We start from the raw sequence: 16,267 nt of genomic DNA, 5'->3' as shown, positions 1-16,267 counted from the left end.
CCTCACGCGCCGCCGGCAAATTGCGCGGCGCGAATCGTTTCATAGTAGGGCGCCAGCACCGGGCTTGCCTCCGAAAGCGCATCGAAGGCCGCGTCGTCGGCCGTCAGGCGGCCGGCATATTTATCCTCGATGAAACGGGCATGGGTGGCTTTCGCCACGTCCGGCAGGCTGCGCACGGCGGTGAAGACGGGTGCGGCGGCAGTCCGGCCTTTCACTGTGATGCGGTCGAGTTCGAGCACGGCAAAGTGCTCGTCAGTGAGCTCTGCCGTACGTTCGCCGATCAGCAGCGGCACGCCATAGGTCTTTGACGCGCCCTCAAGGCGGGAGGCGAGGTTCACGGCGTCGCCCAGCACGGAATAGTCGAAGCGTTGCGAGGAGCCCATATTGCCGACCACGCAGTCGCCCGTATTGATGCCGATGCCGATGCGCAGCATGTGATAGGGTGTCCCCGCGGCCGCCGCTTCCGCGCGAAGTTCGGCATTGAGCGCTGTCATGGCCTCCAGCATGTCGAGCGCCGCCGCGACCGCATGGCGGGCATGCTCGTCATCGTCGAGCGGCGCATTCCAAAAGGCCATCAGGCAATCGCCGATATATTTGTCGATCGTGCCGCCATGCTTCAGCACGATATCGGAAAGGGGGGTGAGCAGCCGGTTGATCAGCGTCGTCAGCTGCTCCGGATCGTCCTTCAGCGCCTCGGCGATGGTGGTGAAACCGCGCACGTCGCAAAACAGGATCGACAGCGTGCGCCGCTCGCCGCCGAGTTTCAGCTGCGAGGGATCGCGCGCCAGCCGCTCGACGAGGGCTGGCGAAAGATATTGCGAGAAAGCACGCACGATCTCGCGCCGCTGCCGACGCTCTTCAGCGTAGTCGAACGCGGTCTGTCCAACGGCGACGAAAAGCAGCGCGAGTGTAGGGCCGACGGGCGAAATGAAGAGGTTTGCCTCGCGGATGAGCGCGAAGCTGAGGAAGCCGATGAGCAGCGTGGCAAAGAGGCTGAGCGCCGCCGTCTCCCAGCGCGTCGCGCGGCGCACGAAGAGCGCCGACAGCAAAGCGGCAAGGGTGATCGCCGCGATTGCGAAAGGTGTGCCGTCCTGCCGGATGGCTGCGCCTGCCGTTAGATTGTCGAAGATGGTCGCCTGGATTTCCGCGCCCGGCACAAGCCGGCCGGTATGTACGGTATAGGAGGTGGCGAAGGCGTCCGCACCGCCCGAATTGATGACCGGCGCATTCTGCAGGCTGAGCCCGACGATCACCACCCGGCCCTTGAACGTATCCTTCGGCAGCATGCTCTCCGGATCGAGCGCCTGGTAGTAGGAGACTGTCGGATAGCTGCGCGAGGGGCCGAAGGATTGCAGCAGCCGGCCCTCGGGCGACACGCTCTTGCGGCCGGCGACGCGGGCAAGCGACATCGCAAAGCCGTCTTCATAGCGCGGCAGGTCCCGGAAAACCCCGTCGCCGCCGAGCGCGATGGAGGCGATGCCGGTCACGGCCCCCGCTTCGGTGAAGGCTGGCAGCGGCGTGGTGCGCAGCAGCTGGTCGGCCTGCGGCGTGACGATCGTGCTTTCATCCCCCGCCAGAACGACATCCGGGCCGATGGCCCCTGCCAGCGCTGCGTCGGAGGCGGGGTTGGAGGGCTCGGCGAAGATGATGTCGAGTCCGATGGCGGTTGCGCCTGCCTTGCGCAGGCTTTCGATGAGGCGCGCATGCAGCTCGCGCGGCCAGGGCCACTGCGCATTGATCTCGGCCAGCGACGGTTCGTCGATCGCAACGATGATCGGGCTGTCCTTGGGCGGGCTCGGCGTGTCGATCGTCGAGAGATAGTCGAAAGCACGCAGATCGGCGAGCGACCAGCCGGGCAGCTGCGCCAGCGCGGAAACAAGGGCCACGACCGCAAAGGTGAGCAACGCCAACCGCTTCGAGCGCCGCGACCAGAGGCCGGGATGACGGAAGGGGATGCTCATCCGGCGCTCCCAGCCGGGCAGCGCAGGAGGGCGGTGGAGTATGAGCCGGAGTGAAACAGGCGATTGTGCATGGCCGCCAGCACTCGTCATCCCCCTGAAAAAGTCAAGCCGGCCGGCATGGCCGGCGTTGCATTCCGGGGGCGCTTCGCTATCACGTTGGAACACGGCGAAGGACCAAGACATGGTAAAACACGATGAACGCGCGGCTATCCTTAAACCGGTGCTCGACGGCACCGAGGGTATCGCGCTCGAACATTTCGATCATATCCGCCGCGTCAACGACGTCTTCTACGACCAGGTGAAGCTGTCCGACCAGAAGGCCGCCTATATCTTCACCTTCATGCTGGCGCTGCTGGTGACGTCAACGGAAAGCCGTGCGGTCTTCACATGGTCGCGCTATGCCGAGGGCGACTGGACCTCGGACATCTTCTCCGGCCTGCTCGCTCTGGCTCTCGTCTTTTCCATCGTATCAGCGATTCTCGTCGTCCTGCCGCGCCGCGTCGACAATTCCACTTCGCTGTTCTGGGGCGCCTGGCCGCACCATCGCGAGGATTTTCGCAAGGCGGCACTCGCTCGCGACATCGACTACCTGTTCGAACAATACATGCAGAACGCCGATGCCATGGCCAGCATCGCCCGCGAAAAGTACCGCTTCGTGGGCTTTGCGTTCCGAGGCCTGCTGCTGACGGTGCTGGCCTATGTGGCGCTTTTGGCGACGCGGTGATCAAAGCGGGATTGTGCCGTTGTGTTCGCCGTCCCAGTACTGCACGCGCTTGCCGCGCACCTGGATGAGCACGAGGCCCGGCGTGTCCACGCCCTGCGTGAACCAGCGCTCCAGGTCGGGAACCCAATGGTCCGCGAATTCGGCTTTGTCCTTGCTGATGCGTGCCTCGCCCTCGATGGAAATGAAGATACCGGGTTTGCCGAGCAGGCTAGGGGCCTCTGTGAAAGCCAACGAGACATGCGGATCGCGGCGGATTTCGGCAACCTTGTTGGTGTCTTCAAACGAGAAGAACCACGAGTCGCCATCATAGTCGACATCGCCGTTGTTGCTCATCGGGCGGTTGGTGATGGCGGCCGATCCGCCATGCGTCGACATCATGCAGAAGTCGATTTTTCTCAGCTTTCGAGCGATTTCGGGAAGCGTCATCGAAGACATGGGGCGTGACCTCTTCAAAGGGCGGCAGGGTGAGACGGGCCGGACAGGTGGGGCGCTCGACTGCCGTTTCGTTGGCCATGATGAGAAACCGGAAAAACCACCATGTTCGCCATCCCTGTCGCGTCCGGTTGACACGGTCCGCGCTCGATAGGGGAATGTCGCGGCGTGGCGAAGGTTCCGTGAAGCTCGTCATGCATGGTTGTTACCCGCTGTTAACCATGAGGCTCGGCAGGCCGGAACATCGGCATTCGCGGGGAATTTGTTGCTTCAGCAGGAGGTGAAGACGATGACCAAGCGGTTCGACGAACTCTACATTCCGCGCGATGAGCACCGTGAAGTCGTGTCCTTTTATAAAAAGGTCGTGGTGCACCTGTACCGGAAACTCCAGGAGATGAAGGACGACACGAGCGAACGGGTGCCATGCTCGGACGCCAAGGACGATCCATCGGCTCAACAAGCGAAGCCGCAGCCTGAATTCTGCAATGTCGTGAGGATCAATTTCGGCCCGCGCCGTCCAGCATGAAGCGCTGTTTCATCAAAAATGAGTGGGCGTGCTACGCCGCGCATGTCGATCGATCGGCCTCTGATTCAATGGCTCGCAGCACATCACCCGGATCTCATGTCACCGCGATGGTTGTATATTATAATTTAGAAAATCGAATTATTTCCGAATAAACCTGGAACCACTCACGTTGGTTATTTGTGGGCACCTTCGGAGAATAAGGCGTCCAAGAAACTGAGAGAAAGTTCCCGAGGCGGCATCATCATCGTCGCTCGTATCGGACGAGACGTTTTCTCTCCATGTTTCCCACTGCGCATGCGCCCCAAATGCCGGGTTTGTACTCGGGTCATTCGCCCTGCCGAATGGCCCGCTGCGCAACGCTGAGTGCATTAGCGCTCACCTGCGGCTCTGCCGAAATCACGCTGAATTCCGATCCATCGCATCAGTTCAGGAGTGCTGCAAATGACCGTTACCACCACCTTCAATACCACCACGACGACCTTCCAGTTCGGGGTCAATACCTTCACGTCCGGCACGCAGATTCTGCCGGATGTGCTGGGCCTCGACAATGGTGGTTTCGTTGCCGCCTATAACACCGCGAGCGGCAACTTCATTCTTTTGAACTTCTATGACGCCGATTCCAATCAGGTCGGCGGCTTCCGCATCCCCTACGACGATGCCAACACCGAACCTCCCGGAAAACCCTCGCTGACCAAACTCGCCAATGGCAATGTCCTGGTCGTCTGGGATGACAACAATCCTGCCGAAAGCGCCATGCTTGGCCGCATCTTCGACCAGAACGGCAATACGGTCGGCGGCGAACTGACGCTGAGCGGACCGTCTGTCTCGTTCGAAGACCCGGTCACCAGCGCGCTTGACGGTGGCGGCTTTGCCATCAGCTTCACATTCGGCGGCAATATTTTCGTCGGCCGCTACAATGCAGCCGGCTCGCAGTTGGGAGGCTTCATCTCGGTCAACACTGTCGCAACGACCGGCATCCAGAACGACGCGTCCGTCGTTGGGCTGGCTGACGGCGGCTTCGTTGTTACCTATACCGACACCAACCCTGCCAACCAGCCGCTCAGGGCCGTGATCTACAACGCCGACGGCACGGTACGCACCGCCGACTTCCTGATCGACAGCTTTGGTGACAACACGCAGTCCGCGTTGACCGCGCTGCCGAACGGCAACTGGGCCGTGGTCTATACGGATTCCGGCTGGAGCGAAGGCGGCACGCTGGGCAACGGCATCACGCTCGAGATTTTCAATGCCAACGGCGTTGCCCAGACGGGTTTCATCAAGGTCAACACGACAAGCACAGTTGACGAAGTCGATCCTGATATCGCCGTCCTGTCGAACGGCTTCATCGTCGTCAGCTGGACGAAACCTTTCAACGCCACCACCGACGATATCTTTGCGCGCATCTTCGACCAGAACGGCAATGCACTGTCGGCCAACCTGGCAAGCGAGTTTGCAATCGCGGCCGACGGCTCGGACCGTGACATTCTTTCCGCCCTCGGCATGCTGCAAAACGGGAAGTTCGTCACCGTTTGGCAGGATGCCGGGGACACCGACGGCAGTGGTGGCCGGATCACCGGCGAAGTCAATCAACTGACCCGCACCAGCGTCAGCGACGGCGCAAGCGACACGATCACCATCGATTCCCTGCGGGACATCGCGTCCGGCAATGCCGGCAACGACACGTTCCAAGGTGGTGGCCTCGATGCCTTCACCAATGACACGATCGACGGCGGCGCCGATTCGGACCGCATCCTAGCCACCGGTGACATCAGTCTCGTCAAAACGACGGTCGCATCGATAGAGGAAATCGAATTCCAGGCCGCGGCGCCAGCAAAGCTCGTCGTCGTTCGCGCCGATCAGGTCGGCGCCGGCCTTGCGGCCAATCTCGTCGTCGATTTCGCTCTGGTCGGCACGGCTGACGTCTTCCGCGTCGAAATGCTCAACGCGACGTCCGTCGATCTGTCGCAATTCCAGGTGCAGGATTTCGACCCGGGCGGCACCGAAAACGACAAACTGGTCATTCTCGGCGACGATGACAGCGAAACGATGCGCGGCACATCGGTGCGGGACGAATTGAATGGCTTGGGCGGCGACGATGTGCTGGATGGCGGCGCAGGCGGCGATTTGCTGTCCGGCGGAGGCGGCACCGACCGCGCCAGCTATGCCAATGCGGCCGCTGCCGTCATCGCCAGCCTGTCCAATGCGGCCAGCAATACCGGCGAGGCTGCCGGCGACACCTATTCGTCGATCGAAAACCTCACCGGCTCGGCCTTCGCCGATAAGCTGACCGGCAACAACAGCGTCAACAGCATCAGCGGCGGCAATGGTAACGACACGCTGTCGGGTCTTGGCGGAGACGACAGCCTTTTCGGCGACGACGGCAACGACACCCTGTTCGGCGGGGTGGGGAAGGACAAGCTCGACGGCGGTACCGGCACTGACCGTGCCTCCTATGCGGCGGCCACGGCTGCTGTCATCGCCAGCCTGACAAGCCCAGCCGGCAATACCGGAGAAGCGCTGGGCGACACCTATATATCGATCGAGAACCTGACCGGCTCGGCCTTCAACGACAAGCTGACCGGCAACAACGGCGTTAACAGCATCAGCGGCGGAAAGGGCAACGATACGCTCTCGGGCCTTGGCGGCAACGATAGCCTCTTTGGCAACGACGGCAACGACACCCTGCTCGGCGGCGTGGGCAAAGACAAGCTCGACGGCGGTGCAGGCACCGACCGTGTTTCCTATGCGGCAGCCACGGCTGCCGTTATCGCCAGCCTGTCCAATGCGGCCGGCAATACCGGAGAAGCGCTGGGCGACACCTATACGTCAATCGAGAATCTGACCGGCTCCGCCTTCAACGACAAACTGACTGGCAATAACAGCGTCAACAGCATCAGCGGCGGAAAGGGCAACGATATGCTTTCGGGCCTTGGTGGCAACGACAGCCTCTTCGGAAACGACGGCAACGACACCCTGCTCGGCGGCGTGGGCAAAGACAAGCTCGACGGCGGTGCCGGCACCGACCGTGTTTCCTATGCGGCGGCGACGGCCGGCGTGGTTGCAAGCCTGACAAGCCCTGCCGGCAATACCGGAGAAGCGCTGGGCGACACCTATATATCGATCGAGAACCTGACCGGCTCAGCCTTCAACGACAAGCTGACCGGCAACAACGGCGTCAACAGTATCAGCGGTGGAAAGGGCAACGATACGCTCTCGGGCCTTGGCGGCAACGATAGCCTGTTTGGCAACGACGGAAACGACACCCTGCTCGGTGGCGTGGGCAAGGATAAGCTCGACGGCGGTGCCGGCACCGACCGTGTTTCCTATGCGGCGGCGACGGCCGGCGTGGTCGCCAGCCTGACAAGCCCGGCCGGCAATACCGGAGAAGCGCTGGGCGACACCTATGTTTCGATCGAAAACCTCACCGGCTCGGCCTTCAACGATACGCTGACCGGCAACAACGGCGTCAACCTCATCATTGGCGGGAACGGCAATGATACACTGAACGGCCGGGCTGGTAGTGACACGCTGACTGGGGGGAACGGGAACGATACCTTCCTGTTCAACACGACGCTCGGTGCAACCAACATCGACAAGATCACCGACTTCAACTTCGTCAACGACACGATCCGGCTTGAAAATTCCATCTTCAACGCGATCGTCGGTGTCGGCGTGCTGAGTGCGGCGCAGTTTACCGCCAATGCCAGCGGCACAGCCACCGATTCCAATGACCGCATCATCTATGAAACCGATACCGGGAAACTGTTTTACGATTCGAACGGCAAGGCCGCGGGAGGATCGGTGCAATTCGCCACCCTGTCCCCGGGGCTCGGCATCAGCCACAATGACTTCTTCATCATCTAGGTACGCCCAGCGCCTTAGGGCATGAACGCAAACTCAAGGCGCCGAGTCTATCGGCGCCTTGAGCTTTAGGATTAGGCGAACGTAGCTACGTTGAATACGCGGACAAGCGCCGCACGCGCGCCAGCGTATACGATCGTCGACCTGCATATGAAAAAGGAAAAATGCCTAAGTTCCCAAAGCCGCGCCGCGATCGAGACAAACGACTTACCAGCGATGCTTAGTCTGCGGAGGAAGGGGAAAAGAATGGTGGGCGATGACGGCCCATCGGTTTCCCATATTCTCAGTACTTACAGCAGAATTGAGACACTTCAAATTATCGAGGAAAAACAATGCCTCGTTTATGCATGTGTCTCACTGTTTCCAGTGTCATCGGCCCTCTAAAGCGAGGGCGGCGATATGTCGAATTCCTGTCAGAAGAACGATGTTCTGTTCGCCTACAAGGCGCTCAGCATTGCGCCTGGTTTAGCAGATGCAAGCCGGCGTGTTGCTGGCGCTGTCATCGACCATTTCAATCGGGGCACTGGGCAATGCGATCCTAGCATTGAACGGCTAGAAACGTTGCTCGGCATAGACCGTGCGACTGTCATCCGCGCCACTGAGAAGCTGCACGATCTAGGCTTTATCGAAAAGACAAGCCATGGCGGCAAGTCTCATCGTGCCGCGTACCTGCCGAATTGGGCCCGCTTTCGCGCCATAGTGGAAGAGTGGAATGCCCGCATGAAGATGGGCGCTGGCGCTGCCGCCGATGCTGTTGTGAAAGTCGCAAGCGCGCGACGTTCAAGGTCGCAGAGCTGCGACGTTAAACGTCGCAGCTCTGCGACACAAACCTATCTAAGTAACCAATCTAAAGAACCGACGGGTGCTTGTGGTAACGGCGCACTAGCTGACGGTGAGTCTTCCACTCAGCGGGTTATGGCGCTGAAGGGGCTTTTGAACGGGCGAGCTTGGCCCGCGCCGAGGCCGGAACCTGAGGTTGCGCTTGTGGGCGAAGCTCGGAAGGCAGCTGAGAGCGCGGCCATGCGGCGTTGGGACCGCGACCTGATGGCACTCGGCGTCGAGGCCCATGCCTACGCCATCGACTTGATCACACCTGAAATCGCTGATGAGGCGACCAGCGCTGAGAGGCGGCGGCACGGCGATGGCCTGCGCTTGCTGCGGGAACGGCTGCATTTTGCCGGCCTTGATCGGGGCGGCGGGTGAGGAGGGGGGAGGGTAAGAAGTCAAGGCGCCTCTCAACCGCATACCGGCGTCAGTCATTCATTCGCAACGTGCGGAAATTGAAGGCAAAAAGCCACCTGCTCAAGCCTTTGAAAACTTAGACCAGATTCAGACGAGGATACTTTATGGCAGACATCGAAAAACTTGTCGTGCAGCTCTCCGCCGACATCAAGCAATACCAACGCGAGATTCAGCGCGCCAAGGCCATCACAAACGTGCAGGCACGCGAGATTGAGAACCGCTATCGCCAGATGGATAGCCGGCTGTCGGCGATCGGAAGCAGTTCCGCCCGTGCGCTTGTCGCGCCTCTCAGTGGCATTGCAGCAGCCCTCTCCGTGCGTGAGGTCGTTTCCTATGCCGAGGCATGGACGAGGGCGCAGAACTCGCTTGCGGTGGCGGGCATCTCCGCAGGCCGGCAGGCTGACGTTCTGACACAGCTCTATCAACTTTCCCTCGACAACGCCGCGCCTCTGGAGGCGACGGTTGAGCTCTATGGTCGCGCCGCTATGGCCGCCGAAAACCTTGGTGCACGCCAATCCGACCTGATGCGGCTGGCGTGAACGCCTCGCACTCCTTCACGGTGATTTATGAGGAATGGAACCACGAGACGTTTGACGGCTTTGTTGGCGATCTTTCGGACATGATGGCGCTCTACGACAAGCAGGCGGACTATTTCGAAACCGATTTGTTGATCGCCGGTTACTCGGAAGAGAAGCGCCGGCCGGTGGCAATCGGCTGGCATAACCGGAAAGAGGCGTATCGAGATATGGAGCCGGGAAAGCTCTATGTTCATGAAACGGGTTCTGTGAGCTTCGGACTGCCGGCGTTGCCTTCGGCAGAAAGCTTCGATCCGGTGAAGCACGGTATTCCGGCGTTTGACGAGGCGCGGCGCGAAAAGCTGAACCTGTGGTTCGGTCTCGGCGATCAGGTGAATATGGGCTATCGAATCGACGGCAGTCTCGGCCATGCCGAGGTAACGGAAAGCGGAATCAAAAGCGCCTGGCTGAAACATTGGCCGGATCGCGTCGGCGAGCCCATTGATCCGTTTAAGGCAGGGCAGATCGCCATGCCGCTCTAAAAGGTTTTCGTTTGAACCTTTTAGAGCGGCTTAGGCCGGTTGTTTTGCATTTTGGTTATCGTCGCGCTTGTCCAGGTGCCAAATGTAATTCCATAGATGCAAGACGCGCCTCTTGGCTGAGGGGCGCATCAACCACTGGTGCTCAACAGTTCCTTCGAAGAGCTGCACGCACGGCCACGAACTGTTAGTGAGCGGCTCATGTTGGCGCTGCGTTAGACTAATCCTCGGCCGCCGGCGGATCGATCTCGATCATAACCGGAGCATGGTCGCTCGTATGCTCCCAGCTTCGTGGGCGCCGGCGCACGCTCGCAGATCGTAGCCACGGGGTAAGCACCGGGCTGAGCAGGGCGTGATCGATGCGCAGGCCGGCGTCGCGTTCGAAAGAATTGCGCCAATATTTCCAGAAGGTGTAGATGCTCTCATCCGGATGCAGATGGCGGACAGCGTCGGTCCAACCTTCGGCAAGGAGATTGGCATCGGCCTCTCTCACCTCTGGCCGAAACAGCGCATCGTCGCGCCAACGGTCCGGGGCATAGACGTCGAGATCCGTCGGCATGACGTTGAAATCGCCGACCAGCGCTGCCGGTATGTCGAGAGCGAGTAGTTCCTTGGCATATTCCTGGAGCCGCGCGAACCAGCGCAGCTTGTAATCGAACTTCGGCCCGGGAGCGGGATTGCCGTTCGGCAGATAGAGGCAGCCGACGAGAAGGCCATCGACCGCGGCTTCGATATAGCGGCTGTGCGTGTCGTCAGGGTCGCCCGGGAGACCGCGTCGCGTGAGGAGAGGCACGAGGCCCCTGGCGAGGATCGCCACACCGTTCCAGCTTTTCTGGCCGTGCCAGACCCGCCATAGCCGGCGCGCTCCAGTTCGGCGCGTGGAAACCGATCGTTCGGCGATTTCAGTTCCTGAAGGCAGACGACGTCAGGTGCGTCTTCGTTCAGCCATCGCAGAAGCACGGCGAGGCGGCCGTTGATCCCGTTGAAGTTGTAGGTCGCGATCTTCATCGATCCTCATGCCGTTCGGAGCGCCCGTGGTCGCCTTCGACGGCCATTAGAAGGGCGCCAGCGAGAAGCCTGTCCGCGGGCGAGCTTCGATCGTGTCATCTGCGGGATCGGGATCTTCGTGATAGGCCATTGCCTGACGTTCCGTGGCGCGCTTGATCGCCTCAAATGCCACCTCGGGCGGCCAACCGGCGACGATGGCATGATCGACAAGCTCACGTACTGCGCCATCAATCGCCTGCTCGCATTCCAGCGCGACATGTGGATCGGTTATCGGCTGTTGCGGGGGAGATATTCTGACATTCATGGCGGACCTCCTATACGGCTCCAAAAAGACGCCCCGCTTTGACAGCGGGGCGACGAGCCAACATCGTGTGGCAGAGAAATGCCGAGAGCGGCGGTTTCGTTCCGGTCTCCTGAACAGGCTAACACCAGCCGTGGGTGCAAGCCTTAGCGAACGACCGGGACGTTGGCCTCCCGCGCTGCGGCGAGGAATGCCAACCGCGCTCTGGATGGCGAGCATTTGCCTTCAATTGCCTTGGCGCAAAATGCGAGCGCCCGCTGGAACGCGCGTCCGTAGGTCACCGGCCATCTTTCCGCCAGCACGAACATGGCGTTCCGCGAGTCTTTGATCTCGATCGCGCGGGGCATGCCAGAAAGAGGATGGCGATTGCATTGTCCCAAATAACAGAAAGCATTTCATTATTCCCAATCTGACCGGGGCGATAAATGCCGTTCAGGCAAAGTGGTTCCCTTCAGCTCGAGGAAATTGCGGCGGCTTTCTGCGCGGACGCCCTAATTGCCCATCTTCGTCGGGACTTCCTCGCCTGGGACGGGCGTGATGTCGGGGGCTTCCTCTGGAACGACATCCGGTCCAGGTTCTTCGATCGGGCGTTCGGGAATATCCGGCAGCGAGTCCGGCGTCTCTCCGGGCGGAATTTCCTGCGGCTTTTTCGGGTCTTTTGGATCGTCGGTCATGTCGAACTCCTTTCATGTCGACCAACCGTGCTAATCCCAGGAATGTTCCTTCCGCTGGGCGGCAGATACGTCAAAGTTTAAAGCGCCGACGGGGAATGGATGTAGGATGGCTTATCCGGGGGTGGGCTGTCGTCGGAATGTGTGTGTTTGCTTCAGCCAGCGACAGCCAAAAGCGAAAGGCCCGGCGGATGCTCGGGCCTTTCGTCTCTAGCCGCGCCTCAAGGCCAATGAGGCCCACGCTCCTGTGAGCAGCGATCGGTGCGGCTCACGGGCACCGTTTCGAGCGCCAGCGACCTTGGTGGTCGTGGACCAATCGCCATCGCCGCGCGTCAACCTCCGTGCCCCTAGCTGTACGATAGGTTGGGACATCAAGGACGATGGCGTGATGGTCCGGATGCCAGTCTCCGATCATCGCCACCCCGTCACCGAATTCCACAACGCATTTGCCCTCGGTTGCTTCGGCATCTTCGATCCGGACTTCGCCGCCAGAAAACGCGTGGCTGTGAGGAAAGGAGAAGCGCATCAGCCGATCTGCACCACCGAGAGGGATCCGGCCGGCAGCGGATTGATCAGCAGTTTGGCGGACACCGACGGATCAAGCCAATCGGCCCAGCTGTCGCGCTCAAGTATGACGATCTGTCGGTCATGATAGGGCGCGATGTCCGGCCCCGGTTCCATCGTCAACATCGTGAAAGCCTCACCTACGTCCTCGGTCTCGCGCCATATACCGGCGATGGCAAAGATAGGCTCGCCGATCTTGCGGAACAGCCATTTGTCCTTGCGCTTCTTTTTCGGGTCGATGGGTGTGGTGAACTCGTAGAAACCATCGGCGATGATGAGGCAGTGGTTGGTGGTGAACTCTCGCCCTTCTGAACGGAAGTTATAGACCGGCTTTTTAGTTGGACTTGGCCAACTCCATCGCCTTTGAACCAGTTCGCCGGTGTCGCGCTCGCCTTCGACTGTCCGGATAATCGGCGAGGCGTCTGTGATCTTGATGTCCTCGCGTGCCTCGATATTGGGCCGCCCCTCGGGAAACCGGATCTTGATCTTCAGGTGCTCAAACTCCTCGATGACCGAGGCCAGTTCGACCATCAGGCGATAATCGTTGCACATGGCTCCTCCGAATGACCGGCATTGTCACCGCGTCGCGGCGCGCTGCCTGGCAATGTAAGGCGTCTCGTCGGGATTTCGACAGCGGTACGGCTAGATCTCTAACTCCAACTGATCCGTCTCGGTTTCCTCGTCATCGATGAAGGACGATAGCGCGACGCCGAGCAGGCGTATGCCTTTGGGCGCTGGGAACAGTGGCTCGAGGAGCGATTGCGCGATGGCCTCGAGATCATCCAACCTGCTGATGGGTGTTGATGTCGTCCTGCTGCGGGTGATGATCTGGAAGTCGGCATATTTGACTTTCAGCGTCACCGTCCGGCCATGGAGGCCTTTGGCCTCGCAATGGCGCCAGACCTTGGCGGCAAGCGGTGTGATTTCGGCGCGGGCAGCGGCGAGATCGACGATATCGACAATGAAGGTGTCCTCGGCGCCAACGGACTTGCGCGGCCGATCCGGTTGGACGGCCCGGTTATCGATGCCGCGGGAGATGTTGTAATACCAGGCACCCGACTTTCCGAAATGCTCCTGCAGCCACGCAAGCGGTTTCGACCTGAGATCCGCACCGGTTAAGATGCCGAGCCCCTCCATCTTGGCGGCCGTCGCCGGGCCCACGCCATGGAATTTCTTGACCGCAAGCGCTTCGACGAAGGCCGGGCCATTCCTCGGCGAAATCACTGCTTGGCCATTGGGTTTGTTGAGATCCGAAGCCATTTTGGCGAGGAACTTGCAATAGGAGATGCCGGCGGATGCGTTGAGGCCTGTGACCTCCTTGATACGCGCCCGGATGATCGTCGCGATATCAGTGGCGATTGAAATGCCCTGCTTGTTCTCGGTGACATCCAGATAGGCCTCGTCCAGGGACAGCGGTTCGATCAGGTCCGTGTGTTCGGCAAATATTTCCCGGATCTGCGCGGAGACAGCGCGATAGGTCTCGAAGCGCGGCGGCACGAAAATCAGCTCCGGGCAGCGTCTTTTCGCCGTCACTGAGGGCAGGGCTGATCGAACGCCGAAGGCGCGCGCCTCATAGCTGGCCGCGGCAACGACGCCGCGCGCCGCCGAGCCGCCGACGGCGACAGGCTTTCCGCGAAGCTCGGGATTGTCGCGTTGCTCGACCGACGCGTAGAAGGCATCCATATCGACATGGATGATCTTTCTCGTTGATGGTGCGGCCTCGTCGGTCATCTTATTTCCACATCGAACGCATGCGCTCTCGAACATCGACGCGGATCTGATTTGCGCTGCGCTCGCTGGCGGCGGCCGAGATATTCGGCCAGGTTGCCGTCTCGAAATACTGCAGCAAAGTGGCGGGGATGAAGCGCGTCCGCGACGCGTAGACATGACGGTCGCCCGTGGCAGACTGGCCATGGGTGAAGAAGCGCTGCGGTGTGACCAGGGCCAGATTGTCGCGCGCCCGCGTCATGCCGACGTAGAGCAGCCGACGTTCCTCCTCGATTTCAGCGGTCGTGCCGGTGCCAAGGTCGGACGGAATGCAGCCGTCGATCACGTTGAGCAGATAGACGGAACGCCATTCCTGGCCTTTGGCGCTATGGATCGTCGAGAGGATCAGATAGTCCTCATCCAGCAGCGGCACGCCGGCCTGGTCGCTGGTGGCGTCGGGCGGGTCGAGGGTCAACTCGGTCAAAAACCGCTCGCGGCTGGCGTATCCGCTGGCGATCTGCTCGAGTTGGATGAGATCATCCTTGCGGGTGTCGGCATCCTCATGGATGCGATCGAGGTGGGGCTCATACCACATCCGCACGGTACCGATCTCTGCCGGCCAAACCGCCTCGGCCTTCCGCAGCGCGGTGACCAGCGTCACGAAGGCCGGCCAGTCATCACCCGTCTTGGCCGGTGGCGGGATTTCCGCCAGCGATTGCAGTGGCTCGGGATCGGCCGCGATCGTGTCGAGGATTTTTCCGGCGGTCTGCGGCCCGATGCCGGGCAACAGCTTCAGCACCCTGAAGCCGGCGACCCGGTCACGCGGATTTTGTGCAAACCGCATGACTGCCAGCAGATCCTTCACATGTGCTGCGTCCAGAAACTTGAGCCCACCAAATTTGACGAACGGGATGTTTCGACGCGTGAGCTCGATTTCCAGGGCGCTGCTGTGGCTGGAGGTGCGGAACAGCACAGCCTGCTGCTTCAAGGTGAGGCCAACCTCGCGGTTGGCGAGCACCTGCTCGACGATATAGGCGGCTTGATCGATCTCGTCCTTGACCGTCACCAGCATAGGGCGCTGTTCTGAAGCGCGGTCCGTCCAGAGGTTTTTCGTATAGCGCTCGCGTGCAAGTTCGATGACGGCATTGGCGGCGGCCAGGATCGGCTGGGTCGAACGATAGTTGCGGTCGAGCGTGATGACGTCTGCGCACCTCGGCGAGAATTCCTGTGGGAAATCAAGGATGTTGCGGATAGTCGCTGCGCGGAAGGAATAGATCGACTGAGCATCGTCGCCTACGACGGTCAGGCCGCGGCCGCCGGGCGCCAGCGACATAAGGATCGACGCCTGCAGGCGATTGGTGTCCTGGTACTCGTCGACGAGAATGTGGTCGAAACGGTTGCCGACATCCTCGGCCAGTTCGGGTTCGGAAACCATCTGCGCCCAGTAGAGCAGCAAATCGTCGTAATCCAGGACGTTCTGTGCCTGCTTGGCCTCAACGTAGGCGGCGAAGAGCTGCTTCAACTCCTCCTCCCATTCGAGTACCCAGGGATAGGAGATTTTCAGAACCTCCCTGACCGAGACCTCCGAATTGACAACCCGCGAGTAGATCGCGATGCAGGTGCTCTTCGTGGGAAACCGGGTCTGTTTTGCGGAAAAGCCCAACTCGTGCCGGACGAGGTTCATCAGGTCCGCGGAATCCTCGCGATCATGAATGGTGAAATCGACATTGAGCCCGATTTGCTCGGCATACATCCTCAGCAACCGCGCGCCGATCCCATGAAGCGTTCCGGCCCAGGCGAGCGCGTCCGTCATGACGGCGGCGTTGTCCCCGAGCACCTGTCGGCATATGCGCTGCACACGGCGCGCCATCTCGGAAGCGGCGCGGCGCGAAAAGGTCATCAGCAGGATGCGCCGCGGATCGGCGCCGTTGACAATCAGATGCGCAACGCGGTGGGCCAGCGTGTTGGTCTTGCCGCTTCCGGCGCCGGCGATGATGAGCAACGGGCCACCGATTGAACCGTCGGCTAGGCCTATGCCATGCTCGACCGCCTCGCGCTGGCGATCGTTGAGTTTTTCGAGATGAGCCGCCGCCACTTGTCCCCAGCACGCATAAGAAAATTTTCCTGACCCTCCATCGGCCAGATATCCCCTTGATGCAGCTAAGGGATTCGTTTCAACGGCTTAGCGGCGGCGGGTCATCCGGGGCGGAGGCCCG

The 16,267-nt window shown here is 60.7% G+C and carries 14 protein-coding genes and 1 pseudogene; 6 read left to right on the top strand and 9 right to left on the bottom strand.

The features are described 5' to 3' along the window. Positions 1-2: 2 nt before the first annotated feature. Entirely contained in the window at positions 3-1,961 is a 1,959-nt protein-coding gene (locus ACOZK4_RS05905) for a CHASE2 domain-containing protein (RefSeq protein ID WP_421590997.1), read from the bottom strand. A 181-nt stretch (positions 1,962-2,142) separates the two neighbouring features. Between ACOZK4_RS05905 and ACOZK4_RS05900 the strand changes: the two genes are divergently transcribed. Continuing rightward, positions 2,143-2,685: a Pycsar system effector family protein gene (locus tag ACOZK4_RS05900; RefSeq protein WP_421590995.1), complete on the top strand. Its 543-nt coding sequence runs from the start codon at positions 2,143-2,145 to the stop codon at positions 2,683-2,685. On the opposite strand, the gene ACOZK4_RS05895 is transcribed toward ACOZK4_RS05900, so the two are convergent. Further along, entirely contained in the window at positions 2,686-3,120 is a 435-nt protein-coding gene (locus tag ACOZK4_RS05895; protein ID WP_421590993.1) for a pyridoxamine 5'-phosphate oxidase family protein, read from the bottom strand. Between the two features lie 286 nt (positions 3,121-3,406). Between ACOZK4_RS05895 and ACOZK4_RS05890 the strand changes: the two genes are divergently transcribed. From ACOZK4_RS05890 to ACOZK4_RS05870, 5 genes are all read left to right on the top strand, one after another. After that, positions 3,407-3,643, top strand: a complete 237-nt coding sequence (locus tag ACOZK4_RS05890; protein WP_313532329.1) for a hypothetical protein — start codon at positions 3,407-3,409, stop codon at positions 3,641-3,643. Between the two features lie 441 nt (positions 3,644-4,084). Next, positions 4,085-7,507 (top strand): beta strand repeat-containing protein, encoded by a 3,423-nt coding sequence (locus ACOZK4_RS05885; protein ID WP_421590992.1) that lies wholly within the window; start codon positions 4,085-4,087, stop codon positions 7,505-7,507. Between the two features lie 396 nt (positions 7,508-7,903). Beyond that, on the top strand, positions 7,904-8,707 hold the full coding sequence (locus ACOZK4_RS05880; RefSeq protein WP_421590991.1) for a helix-turn-helix domain-containing protein: 804 nt from the start codon (positions 7,904-7,906) through the stop codon (positions 8,705-8,707). Between the two features lie 143 nt (positions 8,708-8,850). After that, on the top strand, positions 8,851-9,285 hold the full coding sequence (locus tag ACOZK4_RS05875) for a tape measure protein (protein WP_421590990.1): 435 nt from the start codon (positions 8,851-8,853) through the stop codon (positions 9,283-9,285). Continuing rightward, positions 9,282-9,803 (top strand): hypothetical protein, encoded by a 522-nt coding sequence (locus ACOZK4_RS05870; protein WP_421590988.1) that lies wholly within the window; start codon positions 9,282-9,284, stop codon positions 9,801-9,803. Before ACOZK4_RS05875 ends, ACOZK4_RS05870 begins: the two co-directional genes overlap by 4 nt. A gap of 217 nt (positions 9,804-10,020) precedes the next feature. On the opposite strand, the pseudogene xth reads toward ACOZK4_RS05870, so the two are convergent. The 7 genes and pseudogenes from xth to ACOZK4_RS05835 form a co-directional block, all read right to left on the bottom strand. Then, positions 10,021-10,808 (bottom strand): annotated as a pseudogene (gene xth, locus ACOZK4_RS05865) (exodeoxyribonuclease III). A gap of 46 nt (positions 10,809-10,854) precedes the next feature. Next, positions 10,855-11,112 carry a hypothetical protein gene (locus ACOZK4_RS05860; RefSeq protein ID WP_421590986.1) on the bottom strand — a complete coding sequence of 86 codons (258 nt, stop codon included), beginning with the start codon at positions 11,110-11,112 and terminating at the stop codon, positions 10,855-10,857. Between the two features lie 143 nt (positions 11,113-11,255). Continuing rightward, positions 11,256-11,456: a DUF982 domain-containing protein gene (locus tag ACOZK4_RS05855; protein WP_421590985.1), complete on the bottom strand. Its 201-nt coding sequence runs from the start codon at positions 11,454-11,456 to the stop codon at positions 11,256-11,258. A gap of 144 nt (positions 11,457-11,600) precedes the next feature. Further along, on the bottom strand, positions 11,601-11,783 hold the full coding sequence (locus tag ACOZK4_RS05850; protein ID WP_421590983.1) for a hypothetical protein: 183 nt from the start codon (positions 11,781-11,783) through the stop codon (positions 11,601-11,603). A 522-nt stretch (positions 11,784-12,305) separates the two neighbouring features. Further along, a complete protein-coding gene (locus tag ACOZK4_RS05845; RefSeq protein WP_421590981.1) occupies positions 12,306-12,896 on the bottom strand; it encodes an SOS response-associated peptidase family protein in 591 nt (196 codons plus the stop codon). A gap of 90 nt (positions 12,897-12,986) precedes the next feature. Next, positions 12,987-14,075: a DNA polymerase IV gene (dinB, locus tag ACOZK4_RS05840; RefSeq protein ID WP_421590979.1), complete on the bottom strand. Its 1,089-nt coding sequence runs from the start codon at positions 14,073-14,075 to the stop codon at positions 12,987-12,989. Position 14,076: 1 nt separating this feature from the next. Next, a complete protein-coding gene (locus ACOZK4_RS05835) occupies positions 14,077-16,146 on the bottom strand; it encodes an ATP-dependent helicase (RefSeq protein WP_421590978.1) in 2,070 nt (689 codons plus the stop codon). Between the last annotated feature and the right edge of the window lie 121 nt (positions 16,147-16,267).

It is taken from the genome of Shinella sp. M27, from assembly GCF_049199905.1.
Taxonomy (GTDB): Bacteria; Pseudomonadota; Alphaproteobacteria; order Rhizobiales; family Rhizobiaceae; genus Shinella.
The sequence above is the reverse complement of the archived record's forward strand: the minus strand, read 5'-3'. Positions and strand labels throughout refer to the sequence as shown.

What these genes read in the sequence shown, in the direction of transcription:
- ACOZK4_RS05850 (WP_421590983.1), bottom strand. Translation starts at nt 11,783, where the DNA reads ATGACCGACGATCCAAAAGACCCGAAAAAGCCGCAGGAAATTCCGCCC.
- ACOZK4_RS05845 (WP_421590981.1), bottom strand. Translation starts at nt 12,896, where the DNA reads ATGTGCAACGATTATCGCCTGATGGTCGAACTGGCCTCGGTCATCGAG.
- ACOZK4_RS05855 (WP_421590985.1), bottom strand. Translation starts at nt 11,456, where the DNA reads ATGCCCCGCGCGATCGAGATCAAAGACTCGCGGAACGCCATGTTCGTG.
- ACOZK4_RS05890 (WP_313532329.1), top strand. Translation starts at nt 3,407, where the DNA reads ATGACCAAGCGGTTCGACGAACTCTACATTCCGCGCGATGAGCACCGT.
- ACOZK4_RS05875 (WP_421590990.1), top strand. Translation starts at nt 8,851, where the DNA reads ATGGCAGACATCGAAAAACTTGTCGTGCAGCTCTCCGCCGACATCAAG.
- dinB (WP_421590979.1), bottom strand. Translation starts at nt 14,075, where the DNA reads ATGACCGACGAGGCCGCACCATCAACGAGAAAGATCATCCATGTCGAT.
- ACOZK4_RS05880 (WP_421590991.1), top strand. Translation starts at nt 7,904, where the DNA reads ATGTCGAATTCCTGTCAGAAGAACGATGTTCTGTTCGCCTACAAGGCG.
- ACOZK4_RS05905 (WP_421590997.1), bottom strand. Translation starts at nt 1,961, where the DNA reads ATGAGCATCCCCTTCCGTCATCCCGGCCTCTGGTCGCGGCGCTCGAAG.
- ACOZK4_RS05885 (WP_421590992.1), top strand. Translation starts at nt 4,085, where the DNA reads ATGACCGTTACCACCACCTTCAATACCACCACGACGACCTTCCAGTTC.
- ACOZK4_RS05860 (WP_421590986.1), bottom strand. Translation starts at nt 11,112, where the DNA reads ATGAATGTCAGAATATCTCCCCCGCAACAGCCGATAACCGATCCACAT.
- ACOZK4_RS05895 (WP_421590993.1), bottom strand. Translation starts at nt 3,120, where the DNA reads ATGTCTTCGATGACGCTTCCCGAAATCGCTCGAAAGCTGAGAAAAATC.
- ACOZK4_RS05900 (WP_421590995.1), top strand. Translation starts at nt 2,143, where the DNA reads ATGGTAAAACACGATGAACGCGCGGCTATCCTTAAACCGGTGCTCGAC.